This window comes from Pseudomonas sp. GV047 (assembly GCF_003058245.1).
In the GTDB taxonomy this organism is placed as follows: domain Bacteria; phylum Pseudomonadota; class Gammaproteobacteria; order Pseudomonadales; family Pseudomonadaceae; genus Aquipseudomonas; species Aquipseudomonas marginalis.
The window spans coordinates 158,697-171,068 of sequence record NZ_QCWA01000008.1 but is presented as its reverse complement, the minus strand read 5'-3'; the positions used below and the strand labels follow the sequence as shown (position 1 = coordinate 171,068).

13 protein-coding genes are annotated in these 12,372 nt (G+C 62.3%); 6 read left to right on the top strand and 7 right to left on the bottom strand.

Annotated elements, in window-relative coordinates:
* Positions 1-118: 118 nt before the first annotated feature.
* Together C8K58_RS21535 and C8K58_RS21530 are read right to left on the bottom strand one after the other, a co-directional pair.
* A complete protein-coding gene (locus C8K58_RS21535; RefSeq protein ID WP_108574263.1) occupies positions 119-1,117 on the bottom strand; it encodes a FecR family protein in 999 nt (332 codons plus the stop codon).
* 63 nt (positions 1,118-1,180) lie between these two features.
* Positions 1,181-1,702 carry an RNA polymerase sigma factor gene (locus C8K58_RS21530; protein ID WP_098480894.1) on the bottom strand — a complete coding sequence of 174 codons (522 nt, stop codon included), beginning with the start codon at positions 1,700-1,702 and terminating at the stop codon, positions 1,181-1,183.
* Positions 1,703-1,909: 207 nt separating this feature from the next.
* Here C8K58_RS21530 and aroQ point away from each other — a divergent pair, with 207 nt between their 5' ends.
* Positions 1,910-2,359, top strand: a complete 450-nt coding sequence (gene aroQ, locus C8K58_RS21525; protein ID WP_010206717.1) for a type II 3-dehydroquinate dehydratase — start codon at positions 1,910-1,912, stop codon at positions 2,357-2,359.
* Positions 2,356-3,204 (top strand): shikimate dehydrogenase, encoded by an 849-nt coding sequence (locus C8K58_RS21520; protein WP_098480893.1) that lies wholly within the window; start codon positions 2,356-2,358, stop codon positions 3,202-3,204. The genes aroQ and C8K58_RS21520 overlap by 4 nt, the downstream gene beginning before the upstream one ends.
* Positions 3,205-3,253: 49 nt before the next feature.
* On the opposite strand, the gene C8K58_RS21515 is transcribed toward C8K58_RS21520, so the two are convergent.
* A complete protein-coding gene (locus C8K58_RS21515) occupies positions 3,254-3,919 on the bottom strand; it encodes a TetR/AcrR family transcriptional regulator (protein WP_027605289.1) in 666 nt (221 codons plus the stop codon).
* An 80-nt stretch (positions 3,920-3,999) separates the two neighbouring features.
* Entirely contained in the window at positions 4,000-5,901 is a 1,902-nt protein-coding gene (gene quiC / locus C8K58_RS21510) for a 3-dehydroshikimate dehydratase QuiC (RefSeq protein ID WP_027605288.1), read from the bottom strand.
* A 223-nt stretch (positions 5,902-6,124) separates the two neighbouring features.
* Between quiC and C8K58_RS21505 the strand changes: the two genes are divergently transcribed.
* Positions 6,125-7,459 (top strand): MFS transporter, encoded by a 1,335-nt coding sequence (locus C8K58_RS21505; protein WP_027605287.1) that lies wholly within the window; start codon positions 6,125-6,127, stop codon positions 7,457-7,459.
* Here C8K58_RS21505 and C8K58_RS21500 read toward each other — a convergent pair whose 3' ends face one another.
* Positions 7,460-8,338, bottom strand: a complete 879-nt coding sequence (locus C8K58_RS21500) for a DMT family transporter (protein WP_027605286.1) — start codon at positions 8,336-8,338, stop codon at positions 7,460-7,462.
* Positions 8,339-8,537: 199 nt separating this feature from the next.
* On the opposite strand from C8K58_RS21500, the gene C8K58_RS21495 reads away from it, so the two are divergent.
* Genes C8K58_RS21495 through C8K58_RS21485 form a run of 3 tightly spaced genes read left to right on the top strand, consistent with a single transcriptional unit; the run spans position 8,538 to position 10,861 of the window.
* Positions 8,538-8,951 (top strand): membrane lipoprotein lipid attachment site-containing protein, encoded by a 414-nt coding sequence (locus C8K58_RS21495; protein ID WP_027605285.1) that lies wholly within the window; start codon positions 8,538-8,540, stop codon positions 8,949-8,951.
* A gap of 44 nt (positions 8,952-8,995) precedes the next feature.
* Entirely contained in the window at positions 8,996-9,883 is an 888-nt protein-coding gene (locus tag C8K58_RS21490) for a neutral zinc metallopeptidase (RefSeq protein WP_027605284.1), read from the top strand.
* Positions 9,884-10,861 (top strand): hypothetical protein, encoded by a 978-nt coding sequence (locus tag C8K58_RS21485; RefSeq protein ID WP_108574262.1) that lies wholly within the window; start codon positions 9,884-9,886, stop codon positions 10,859-10,861.
* Here C8K58_RS21485 and C8K58_RS21480 read toward each other — a convergent pair.
* Complete coding sequence (locus C8K58_RS21480) at positions 10,851-11,480, bottom strand: HAD family hydrolase (protein ID WP_108574261.1); 630 nt, start codon at positions 11,478-11,480, stop codon at positions 10,851-10,853. The genes C8K58_RS21485 and C8K58_RS21480 overlap by 11 nt on opposite strands.
* A complete protein-coding gene (gene tesB, locus C8K58_RS21475; RefSeq protein ID WP_027605282.1) occupies positions 11,477-12,346 on the bottom strand; it encodes an acyl-CoA thioesterase II in 870 nt (289 codons plus the stop codon). Before tesB ends, C8K58_RS21480 begins: the two co-directional genes overlap by 4 nt.
* Positions 12,347-12,372 lie beyond the last annotated feature (26 nt).

Below are 12,372 nucleotides of genomic sequence, written 5' to 3'. Positions count from 1 at the left end.
TATGCGAATGCTTCTCACCTAGCAAGACGTACGAGGCACAGGAAGTCAGTAAGGTTTTTTAAAAAGTTTTTGCGAAGGGGGGTTTTAAGCGGGTGAGAGCAGGCCTCCCACCGGGTCATCAATAGATCAGGCTGAGGCCTGCCAGGTCCAAGCGTTGCACTTGAAGTTCCTGGGTGAGCGTTCCGAGGGCGCTGTCGAGCATGTCGAGACGGAAGACGCCGCTGACTTCGCGCTCGCCCAAATCGGAATGGGTCAACACCACCCGCCCCGGACGGTAGCGATTGAGCTGCTCAATGACCTTGGCCAGGGGCTGGCGATCAAAGATCAGCACGCCGCGTCGCCAACTGGTGGCACGGTCTACATCGAATTGATCCAGGGGCACCACCCCCTCCTGGGCGTTGTAGCGCGCAGCCTGGCCCTCCTGGAGCACCCGATCGCTCGGGCCTTTTTTCGGCGAGGCGTGCAAAGACACTTCGACGCTGTGCTGCAACACGCCCACCCAAGCACGGCGGTCGGCCTCGCGCTCCACCACAAACCGCGTGCCCAACGCCCGCGTCTGCCCGCCGGCGCTCTGCACCACGAACGGACGGGTCTCCTGACCCGACATCGGCGCCACATCAAAAATCGCCGAGCCCTGGATCAGGCTGATACGCCGCTGCACGCCGTCGTAATCCAGGCGGATGGCACTGGCGGAATCCAGCTCCACCGTGCTGCCATCGGCCAAGTGCACGGTGCGTACCTCGCCCTTTTGGGTGACATAGTCGGCCTGCATGCGCAGCCAGGCGTCCGGCCCGCGCAGCCAGCCGACGCCGGCCACCACCACGACCAGCGCGACCGCCGCCGCACGCTGCCAGGGCCTGCGCCGCAGGGAGCGACGCACAGGCAGCGCTGCGGTCGCGGGGCGCTGGCGGTGAACGCTCTCGTCCTTATGCACCTCACCCAACGCCGCCCAGGTCTGTTCGGCAAAGCGCAGCGCCGCTTCGTGGCGGCTGTCGCAGGCGATCCACTGGCGCAGCTCGGCCTGCTCCTGGTCGGTCAGGGCACCGGCGTGCAGGCGCACCGCCCACTCGGCGGCCTCCTCGGTAATGCTGTGCTGTTGCGGACCCTGGCTATTCACGTGTGAATCTCGAATTTTTCGTTATATGACGCTGTGACGTCTGAGCTGAGGTTTTTCCGTAATTCATTCGTCGGCTTGCCCCACCTCGCCGTCCTGCAAGCGCTGCATCACATACGCCAGCGCCTTGGCCAGGTGCTTTTGCACGGAGCTGTCGGAGATATCCAAATGCCGGGCGACCTGGGCGTGGGTCATGCCCTCTATACGGTTCAGACGGAAGATCTGCTGGGTGCGTTCCGGCAATTCCGCCAACGCCTGCTTCAATGCCTGTCGCTGTTGCTGCGCCATTGCCTGAGCCTCCAACCCGGCCACTTCATCTTCAATCTCGGCCAGCGCCTCATGGGGCACGGAGTCTGTCTTGCGCCGCGCTTCCTGGCGAATATGGTCGATCAGCAGATTGCTCGCCGTTCGATAGAGATAGCCCTGGGAGTTGTCGATACGCTCGCCGGCAGGTTTTTCCGCCAGGCGCAGGAAGCTCTCCTGCACCAGGTCGGCCGCCAACTGCGGGTCCCGTACCTTGCGCGCCAGATACCCGCGCAGGGTATCGGCGTGCTTGAGAAACAGGCCTTTGAGATCCACGTCCGACAAACCGACTCCCTGGAATGTAAAGGAAACAGGCGGGCATCTTAAGCGTTGTCGAGAATGATTTTCAATTGATATCTAATCTGATTCGAGCGCCGGACACGTTTGATTAACGGTTCGGTAATCGAACACATCTGCCGTCATCAATTGACCAAATTAACTAACCAGTACATTTTATCCCCACAACCAACAAGAACTGTGGAGATCCCCCGTATGCCGCCCATCGTGCTGGTGCTCAACGGCCCCAACCTCAACCTGCTCGGCACCCGCGAACCCGCGACCTACGGCCATGAAACCCTGGCCGACGTCGCTGCCCTGTGCGGCCGCAGCGCCGAACAACTGGGGCTTAAAATCGAATTCCGCCAGACCAACCACGAAGGCGAACTGCTCGACTGGATCCACGGCGCCCGCGCCCGCTGCGCCGGTATCGTGATCAACCCGGCAGCCTGGACCCACACCTCGGTGGCCATTCGCGACGCCTTGGTGGCCAGTGAAGTGCCGGTGATCGAGGTGCACTTATCCAACGTGCATGCGCGCGAGGCGTTTCGGCATCACTCGTTTGTGTCACCCATCGCCAAGGCGGTGCTCGCGGGCTTTGGCAGCCATGGCTACCACTTGGCCCTGGAACATTTCAGCCAGTTGTTGAAGGGGTCGGCCCGATGAAACCGCGCATCCTCGCCGGCCTGATCGGCGCCGGCATCCAGGCTTCCCGCACCCCCGCGTTGCATGAGCAGGAAGGCGACGCCCAAGGCTTGCGCTACCTGTATCGCCTGATTGACCTCGAGCCCCTGCACCTGGACATCAACGCCCTGCCCGACCTGCTGGAGGCTGCCGAGTTGATGCACTTCACCGGGTTGAACATTACCTACCCGTGCAAACAGGCAATCCTGCCGTTGCTCGATGATTTGTCCGACGAGGCCCGAGGCATCGGCGCGGTCAACACCGTGGTCTTCAAGGACGGCAAGCGTATCGGCCATAACACCGACTGCCTGGGATTTGCCGAAGGCTTTCGCCGCAACCTCAACGATGTGCCGCGCCAACGCGTGGTGCAGATGGGCGCGGGTGGCGCCGGTGCCGCAGTGGCGCATGCGCTATTGGCGGAAGGTGTCGAACACTTGAGTATTTTCGATGTGGAACCCAGCCGCGCCCGCGACCTTGTGGATAACCTCGCCCAGCGTTTCGGCGCCGGTCGCGCCCAGGTCGGCACCCACCTGGAGAACGCCATGGCCGAGGCGGATGGCCTGGTCAACACCACGCCCATGGGCATGGCCAAGCTGCCCGGCACACCGGTGCCCGCGGCCCTGCTGAGAGCCGAACTGTGGGTGGCTGAAATTGTGTATTTCCCGCTGGAAACCGAACTGCTGCGCGATGCCCGCGCCTTGGGCTGCCGCACCCTGGATGGCGGCAACATGGCGGTGTTCCAGGCGGTGAAGGCGTTTGAGTTGTTCAGTGGCGAGGTGCCGGATGCGCAGCGGATGCTCGCGCACTTCAAGAGCATGAACATCTGAAAGTTGGGAGGGAGCCAAGCGCCCTCCCACATGGGGTCAGGCGGTGTACTCAGGCCTGCAGGTAGCGCAGCACCGATTCGCAAATCATCTCGCGATGCCGCTGTTTAACCGCCTCATCCGACAGGTCGATCTGAAAGATCTCACTGAACGTATGGCGGTTGGACACCCGGTAAAAGCTGAATGAGTTGATCAGCAGGTGCACGTCTAACGGTTCCAGCCCTTCACGGAACAGCCCCATCTCGGCGCCCCGACGCAAGGTCACGCCCAGCCCCTCGAGGATTTTGCTGTTCATCGCCTTGATGGTTTCGGTGCGCTTCACGTACTCGGCATTGTGGATATTTTCGATGCTGACAATACGCACGAAATCGACGTTCTGATCGTGGTGATCGAAGGTGAACTCCACCAGCCGCCGGATCGCCTCACGCGGTTCCAGGGCGGTGAGGTTCATCCGCGTTTCGGTGTTGCGAATATCGCCGTAGAGCTTCTCCAGCACCTCGACGTACAACTGCTCCTTGCTGCCGAAGTAGTAATAGATCATGCGTTTGGAGGTATGGATGCGCTCGGCGATGGCATCCACGCGAGCGCCGGACAGGCCCTGCTGAACAAACTCGACGATGGCTTCCTGGAGAATGTTCTCGCGGGTCTTTTCCGGGTTGTTCTTACGACTCTTGCGCGGTGCGTCTGACACCGCGGGGAGTTCGGGACTTGAGGTCATGGTGCGCTCACGGCCATTTTTGTTGTGCAGGCCGCGATTATGGGCCGAGGCGTCCTACGAAGGAAGCACCAGGCCCACCGTTATAAACGCGCCTGGCGCACCGCGCCGCTGCGGGATTTGGCCATCGCCGCCAAGCGCACCGCCACGTTGGCTGCGCCGTAGCCGGCGTAACCGTTCTTGCGTTGGATGATCTCGAAGAAAAACCGTCCCTCGAAGGGCTCGGTGTACACATGAAACAACTCACCGCCCTGGGCGTCACGGTCGTACAACACGTTGTAGTACGCCAGTTCGCTGAGGAACTCATCATCGAAATCAAAGCGCGCGGCCAGGTCATCGTAGTAGTTGAGCGGAATATCCAGCAGCGGCACCCCGGCCTCCTTGGCACGGCGCACTTCGGCAAAAATATCCGCGCAGTCAAAGGCAATGTGATGCACACCCGAGCCGCGATAGCTCGACAGCGCGTGGGAAATCGCGGTGTTGCGGTTCTCGGAAATATTCAGCGGCAAGCGAATCGAGCTGCAACGGCTGCGCAGCGCACGGCTTTTCACCAGGCCGTAGGGGTCGGGCAGTACCACTTCGTCATCGGCTTCGAAATCCAGCAGGCTCTTGTAGAACAGCACCCAGCTGTCGAGGCTGTCGGCCGGCAAGGCCATGGCCATGTGGTCGATGCGCAGCAAACCACCGCCGGCCGCGCTGGACGCTTGCAGATTGAAGTCGGTGTCGTAGATCCCGCCCTCACTCTGATCCACCAGGTAGATCAGGCTGCCGTCCGGCGCACGCACCGCCGCCAGCTCCAGCTCGTTGGGCCCGACCAGGCCGCGGTAGGGCTGGCCTTTGTAGGCCACCGCCCGTTCCAGGGCCTTGGCGCTGTCCTTGACCCGAATCGCCGTGGCGCACAACGATGGCCCATGGGCCTCGAAAAAGTTATGCGCAAAGGAATAGGGTTCGCAGTTGAGGATCAGGTTGATGTCGCCCTGGCGCAGCAGGCTAACGCTCTTGGAGCGGTGCTGGCCGGCCTTGACGAAACCCAGGCGTTCCAGCCAATGGGTGAGCTTGGCGCCGAGGTTTTCATCCACGGCGAATTCGAGGAACTCGATACCGTCGTATTCGCTGGCCGCCGGGGTATCAAACAGAATCTCGACAGGTTGCGCGGGCGCCTCCTGTTGCAGGCGCTCGCGGGTTTTCTCTTCCAGGTACAGCAGGGAGCGCAGGCCATCCGCCGCATTCGCGCGGGTTGGCGCGGCGCGGAAGCCATCGTTGAAAATTTCCAGGGACAACGGCCCGGTGTAGCCGCTCTTGATGATCGGCGCGAGGAACCCCGCCAGGTCGAATTCACCCTGGCCGGGGAAGCAGCGAAAATGCCGGCTCCACTCCAGCACATCCATGGCCAGGATCGGCGCGTCGGCCATCTGCACGAAGAAGATCTTGTCGCCGGGGATCTGCGCGATGGCGCTCGGGTCGCCCTTGAGCGACAGCGTGTGGAAGCTGTCGAGCAACACCCCAAGGCTCGGGTGATCGACCTGGCGCACCAGGTTCCACACCTGCTGCCAGGTGTTTACATGCTTGCCCCAGGCCAACGCTTCATAACCAATGCGCAGGCCGCGACGGCCGGCGTGTTCGGCCAACAGGCCGAGGTCGTCGAGCAGGATGCGTTCATCCCCGACGCAATCGGCCGAGGCATTGCTGCACACCAGCACCAGGTCGGTGCCCAGTTCCTGCATCAGGTCGAACTTGCGCTCGGCGCGCTCCAGGTTGCGCGCCAGGCGATCGCGGCGGCAGCCTTCAAAGTCGCGAAACGGCTGGAACAAGGTGATGGCGATGCCGAGGTCGGCGCACATCTGCCTGACCTCACGGGGGCTGCCGTCGTAATACAACAAGTCGTTTTCGAAGATCTCGACCCCATCGAACCCGGCGGCAGCAATGGCTTCGAGCTTTTCCGGCAGGGTACCGCTCAAGGACACGGTGGCGATGGAACGTTGCATGGGCGACTCCCGGCAATTGTTGTTTGTGGCAAATTATTCGCCCCCAGACTACCCGCAGCAATTAAAATGTACGAACCGGTTAGTTTTTGGTGCGATTATCGAACACTAAGCCTCTTTGGCGAATTGACGATTTTTTAGCCACTGCGCACCATCAATCACGCAGCGACACCCAAAAGAAGACCCACAACACCTCATAAAAATTTCAAAAAACGGGTACAACCACATGCCTTCGCAAAACTCCGCCCTGGCCGCGCGCCCGGGCACCCCGCACGCCGGCATCGGCGACAAGATCCGCGGCGCCCTCGCCGTGGGTAAAACCCGCTGGGGCATGCTGGCCCTGGTGTTCTTTGCCACCACCCTCAACTACATCGACCGCGCAGCCCTGGGCGTGATGCAACCGATCCTGGCCAAGGAAATGAGCTGGACGGCGATGGACTACGCCAACATCAATTTCTGGTTCCAGGTCGGCTACGCCGTCGGCTTTGTGCTGCAAGGCCGGCTGATCGACCGCGTGGGCGTCAAGCGCGTGTTCTTCTGCGCCGTACTGTTGTGGAGCCTGGCCACCGGTGCCCATGGCCTGGCCACTTCGGCGGTCGGCTTTATGGTCTGCCGCTTTATCCTCGGGCTGACCGAAGCCGCCAACTACCCGGCCTGCGTGAAGACCACGCGCCTGTGGTTCCCCGCCGGTGAGCGCGCGGTGGCCACCGGTATCTTCAATGCCGGTACCAACGTTGGCGCGATGATGACGCCGATGCTGCTGCCGCTGATCCTGCATGTGTGGGGCTGGCAGGCGGCGTTCCTGTGCATGGCGTCGCTGGGCGCGATCTGGCTGGTGTTCTGGGGTTTGAAGTACTACAACCCGGAAGACCACCCAACCGTCAAACAATCCGAACTGGACTACGTGCAACAGCAAGTCGAACCGGAACAACCCGGCGTACCCTTCAGCCGCATCCTGCGCATGCGCGGCACCTGGGCCTTCGCCATCGCCTATGCACTCACTGCACCGGTGTTCTGGTTCTACCTGTATTGGCTGCCGCCGTTCCTGAACCAGCAATACAACCTGGGCATCAACGTGACCCAGATGGGTATCCCGCTGATCATCATCTATCTGACCGCCGACTTCGGCAGCGTGGGCGGGGGGATTCTGTCGTCGTTCCTGATCGGCCGTGGGATGAACTCAATCAAGGCGCGGTTGCTGTCGATGTTGCTGTTTGCCTGCTGCATCGTCGGCGTGATCATGGCGGCCGGCTCCAGCCAGTTGTGGGTCGCGGTGTTTGCCATTTCCCTGGCCATCGGTGCGCACCAGGCGTGGACCGCCAACATCTGGAGCCTGGTGATGGACTACACGCCCAAGCACATGATGAGCACGGTGTTCGGTTTCGGCGGCATGTGCGCGGCCATCGGCGGCATGTTCATGACCCAGATCGTCGGCCACATCCTCACCGTCACCAACAACAACTACACCGTGTTGTTCACCCTGATCCCGGCGATGTACTTCATTGCGCTGACCTGGATGTACTTCATGGCACCGCGCAAGATTCCGACCGTAGACGCCTGATCACCTGCGCCGCTGCTGCCAGGCAGCGGCCAGACCGCTCATGCAGATCACCCCGATGCCGACCACCGTGGTTACATCGGGGGTATGGTTGAACACCAGCCAGCCCAACAACCCCGCGAAGACGATCTGGCAATAGCCGAACGGCGCCAGCAAGGCCGGTGCGGCAAAGCGGAATGCCTGGGTCAGCATCAAGTGCGCAGTCATCCCACAGGTGCCCAGCGCCAGCATCAGCACCCCGTGCCACAGCGTGGGCACCTGCCAGAAGAACGGCACCATCGCACTCATCACCAAGGTATTGCACAGCCCGGCGAAGAAGTTGCTGGTGGTGGGCGTGTCGTATTGGCTGAGGATGCGCGTGAGCAGTTGGTAGAAGCAGAAGAACAGCGCCGAACACAGCGGCAGCAACACCGCCGGCGTAAACAACTCACCGCCTGGGTGAATGATCACCAGCACGCCGACAAACCCGCAGATCACCGCCAGCCATTGGCCGCGTGTCACGTGTTCGCCGAGCAGCGGCACCGACAGTGCCGTCACCAGGATTGGCGCAAGGAAGTTCACCGCCGTGGCTTCCGCCAACGGGATGTAATGCAACGCCGTGGTGAAAAACAGGCTGGTGCCCAACAGGCACAAGGCCCGCACCACCTGCATCCCCGGTCGTTTACTGCGCAGCACCCGCAAACCCGATTGCGGCAGGAAAATCCCGGCCATCAGCAAGGTGTGCACCACGTAGCGCGCCCACACCACCATCACGATCGGGTAAAACCCGGCCAGGTACTTGGACAAGGCATCGTGGCTGGAGAACAGGAATGTCGCCAACACGATCAGCAAAATGCCTTTGAAGGGATGGTTGACGCCGGATAGGGGGGTGCTGACAGTCATGGAAATCTCTTGCGTGGCGAGCGGAACGCTGAGCACTGAACGAAGCAGCGCTCAACCCGGTAATCTAGCAGCCGGGCTGGAGCCTGCCCCAAGAGCATAACCAAACACCGGGCGAACAGCGCACTAAATCACCGGATTCGAGTCCAACGCAGCACCTTAGCCTGCGCATTGCATACTTTTTAACCAAGGCCTCGTTGCTATGAAAAAATTCCTCTTTGTTCTTTCTGCCCTTGCCCTGCTGACCGCCTGCGACCAGGCGTCCAAGCAAGCGCCCAAACCTGCGCCGCCTTCCGTGCAGGCCGCCCTGGTACCCGAAACCCCGCCCACGGATAAATGGGTCGGCAAATGGATCGGCGTCGAAGGCCTGCACCTGACCATCGCCAAGGACGACAGCGTCGGCCGTGGCCATTACCTCCTGACCATGCAATACGGCCTCGACGCCGACGACTCGGGCACCTTCAAGGGTGAAGCGGCCGAAGACGGCATCGCCTTCACCCGTCCGGACGGCCCGCAACTCCTACGCGCCGGCGACGGAGAAGCGACCGGGCTGAAATGGCTGGCGGACAAAAAAGACTGCCTGATCGTCGCCACCGGCGAAGGCTATTGCCGTTAATACCGACCATACTCAATCACGGTTAGCACACAGAGGATTGCCCCATGCTATGGAAAAAAGGCCGACGCAGCGACAACGTGGTGGATGCCCGCGATGACAGTGGCGGCGGCGGTGGCGGGATGCGCTTTGGCGGCGGCAAGGGCCTGAGCCTGACCGCGATTGTGCTGATCGTCGGCATCGGCTGGCTGACCGGCCAGGACCCGATGCAGATCCTCGGCCAGTTGACCGGCCAGATGGAACAGGCGCCCTCGGTGAGCACGCAGTCGCGCCAGGCACCGCCGGCCAACGATGAGCAGGCCGACTTCGTACGCGCGGTGCTGGGCGATACCGAAGACACCTGGGGCCAGGTGTTCCAGGAAAACGGCCTGGCCTACAAGAACCCGAAGCTGATTCTGTTCCGTGGCCGGGTCAATTCCGCCTGCGGTGGCGCCACCTCGGCCAGCGGCCCGTTCTATTGCCCGGCTGATCAGCAGGTCTATCTGGACCTGGATTTCTTCCGGGAAATGTCCCAACGCTTCCAGGCGGCCGGCGATTTCGCCCAGGCCTATGTGATCGCCCACGAAGTCGGGCACCACGTACAAACATTGCTGGGCATTTCGTCGAAGATCCAGGCCGCACGCCAGCAAGGCCGACAAATGCAAGGTGACGGTGGCCTGCTGGTGCGCCAGGAGCTGCAAGCCGACTGCTTCGCCGGTGTGTGGGCCAACCGTGCGCAAAAGCGCCTGAACTGGCTGGAGCCTGGCGATATTGAAGAAGCACTGAACGCCGCCAACGCCATCGGCGATGACCGTTTGCAGCAGCAGGGCCAGGGGCGCGTGGTGCCGGATTCGTTTACCCACGGCACCTCGGCACAGCGGGTGCGCTGGTTCAAGACAGGCTTCGCCCAGGGCCAGATCACTCAATGCGACACGTTCGCTGCCAAGAGCCTATAAATGAATCAACGATTGGGACTGCTGTTGGGCCTGTTGCTCATCTCGTCATCCGCCTGGGCCGCCGAGCAGGGCGTCAAGGTGGTCAGCCCCGAGCGTTTTCATCTGGAGGCCGGCGATCTCAGCCTCGGGCTGAGCCAGGACTGGCGCCAGCCACTGCCCGACGTCACCCGCGCGTTGATCATCGTGCACGGGCGCCTGCGTAATGCGCAGACCTACCTGCAAAGCGGAATGGATGCCGCCGAACACGCAGGCGTTGGCCCCACCACATTGGTAATCGCACCGCAGTTTCTCAATGGGGCCGACGTGAAGCGCAACCATCTGGACAATCAGTTGCTGCGCTGGAAGGGCAATGACTGGATGGCCGGCGATGCCTCCACCGGCCCAGGCCAGATCAGCTCTTTCGGCGCCCTCGACCAGATCATCAAGCACCTGGGAAACCGCACGCTGTTCCCGGCGCTGAAGGAAATCGTGGTCGCCGGTCACTCCGGCGGTGGCCAGGTGGTGCAGCGCTTCGCCCTCACCGGCCACGCGCACACGGCCCTGCAAACCGAGGGTATCCGCCTGCGCTATGTAGTGGCCAACCCCTCGTCCTATGCCTACTTCAGCCCACAGCGGCCGGTGAAGTTCGAGACCGCCAGTTGCCCGGGCTTCAACACCTGGAAGTACGGCATGCAGCACCTGCCGGCCTACGCCAACGGCCAAAGCGCCGAGCAGCTGGAACAAGCCTACGTATCACGCACCATCACTTACCTGCTGGGCCAGCAGGACACCGACCCGAACCACCCGGCGCTGGATAAAAGCTGCGAAGCCGAGACCCAGGGCGCGTATCGGCTGATTCGCGGGCACAACTACTTTGACTACCTCAAGCAGCGCCATCCGCAGTTGCGCCAGACGCTGGTGGAAGTGCCGGGGGTGGGGCATGACGGGGATGGGATGTTTACGTCGCCCGAGGGCCAGAAGGTACTGTTCACTCAGTAATACCTGACGAAACAGTCTCAACATGTGGGAGCTGGATCATCCGGCGCAATGCAGCGCAGTCTGCAGCATGCCAATCCGCCAGCTCCGGCCACGGGTTCTCCGGCAGGTTGACCAACACCGTCCGCGCCCCTGCCGCCCGGCCGCAGTCCAGGTCAAAACGGTAATCGCCGACCATCACCATCTCGCTCGGCGATACATCCCACGCCGCCGCCAATTTCAACAACCCACCCGGATCGGGCTTGGGCGGCGCATCGTCGCGCCCCAGCACATCGTCCACGGAAAAGCAGTCCGCCAGGCCAATCGCGTCCAGGGTGATATGCGCCAACTCCCGCGCATTGCGGGTCAAAATGCCCAGGCGATAACCGCGCCCGGCCAGCTCGCGCACCAGTTCCACCGCACCGTCCGCCGCGACGGAGCCCAGCGCCAGCTCGCGCTCATGTTCCAGCAACCAGGCGTGCTTGGCCGCTGCGATGTCCGCCGGTAATGCGGCAAGGTGAGTGAGGATGTCGTCCTCGGGGGGAATGTCCAGGGCCACGCGAATCGCCGCAAAGTCATGCACCGCCACCGTCAGCGTGCCGTCCATGTCGAACACCCAGTGCTTAACGTCCGTCAGGCTCATGCCCAATCCTTGCGATGGCGGATCAAGCCTTCCTGGGTCACCGACGCCACCAGTTGCCCGGCGCGGTTGTACACGCTGCCGCGGGAGAACCCACGGGAGTTTCCGGCCCATGGGCTGTCCATGGCGTACAGCAACCAGTCATCGGCACGCAGGTCGGCGTGGAACCACAACGCGTGGTCGAGGCTGGCGACCTGCATGTCTTTCTGCCACACGGTCTTGCCGTGGGGCAGCAACGAGGTGGTCAGCAGGCCGAAGTCCGAGGCGTAGGCCAGCAGGTATTTGTGCAGCGCCGGCGTATCCGCCAGGGCACCATCGGCGCGAAACCACACGTACTTGACCGGGTCGGACGGCTGCGGGTTGAACGGGTCTTTTTCGGTGACCGGGCGCACTTCAATCGGCTTGGGGCACAGCAGCTTGTCGCGCATATGCTCGGGAATCAGGTGCGCGCGCTGCTGGGTCAGCTCCAGCTCCGACGGCAGGTTTTCCGGGCCGACCACCACGGGCATGGTGGTCTGGTGCTCGAAGCCGGCCTCGTCGTACTGGAACGAAGCGCTGCAGGTGAAGATCGGGTGGCCCTTCTGGATCGCCGTCACGCGGCGCGTGCTGAAACTGCCGCCATCGCGTACACGGTCCACCGAATACACCACCGGCAACTTCGCATCGCCGGGGCGCAGGAAATAGCCATGCAGGGAATGCACATGTCGCGCTTCTTCGACGGTCTGGCTGGCGGCCGACAGCGACTGGCCGAGCACCTGGCCACCGAACAGTTGGCGAAAACCCAGGTCCTGGCTGCGGCCGCGAAAGAGGTTTTCCTCGATCGGCTCCAGGGTCAGCAAGTCCACCAGATCTTCCAATACTTGGCTCATAGAGCAACTCCTACAACAATCGAGAG

Excerpts from the sequence above, each read along its gene's own strand:
- aroQ (WP_010206717.1), top strand. The coding sequence starts at position 1,910 with ATGCCGCCCATCGTGCTGGTGCTCAACGGCCCCAACCTCAACCTGCTC.
- C8K58_RS21520 (WP_098480893.1), top strand. The coding sequence starts at position 2,356 with ATGAAACCGCGCATCCTCGCCGGCCTGATCGGCGCCGGCATCCAGGCT.
- C8K58_RS21515 (WP_027605289.1), bottom strand. The coding sequence starts at position 3,919 with ATGACCTCAAGTCCCGAACTCCCCGCGGTGTCAGACGCACCGCGCAAG.
- quiC (WP_027605288.1), bottom strand. The coding sequence starts at position 5,901 with ATGCAACGTTCCATCGCCACCGTGTCCTTGAGCGGTACCCTGCCGGAA.
- C8K58_RS21505 (WP_027605287.1), top strand. The coding sequence starts at position 6,125 with ATGCCTTCGCAAAACTCCGCCCTGGCCGCGCGCCCGGGCACCCCGCAC.
- C8K58_RS21500 (WP_027605286.1), bottom strand. The coding sequence starts at position 8,338 with ATGACTGTCAGCACCCCCCTATCCGGCGTCAACCATCCCTTCAAAGGC.
- C8K58_RS21495 (WP_027605285.1), top strand. The coding sequence starts at position 8,538 with ATGAAAAAATTCCTCTTTGTTCTTTCTGCCCTTGCCCTGCTGACCGCC.
- C8K58_RS21490 (WP_027605284.1), top strand. The coding sequence starts at position 8,996 with ATGCTATGGAAAAAAGGCCGACGCAGCGACAACGTGGTGGATGCCCGC.
- C8K58_RS21485 (WP_108574262.1), top strand. The coding sequence starts at position 9,884 with ATGAATCAACGATTGGGACTGCTGTTGGGCCTGTTGCTCATCTCGTCA.
- C8K58_RS21480 (WP_108574261.1), bottom strand. The coding sequence starts at position 11,480 with ATGAGCCTGACGGACGTTAAGCACTGGGTGTTCGACATGGACGGCACG.
- tesB (WP_027605282.1), bottom strand. The coding sequence starts at position 12,346 with ATGAGCCAAGTATTGGAAGATCTGGTGGACTTGCTGACCCTGGAGCCG.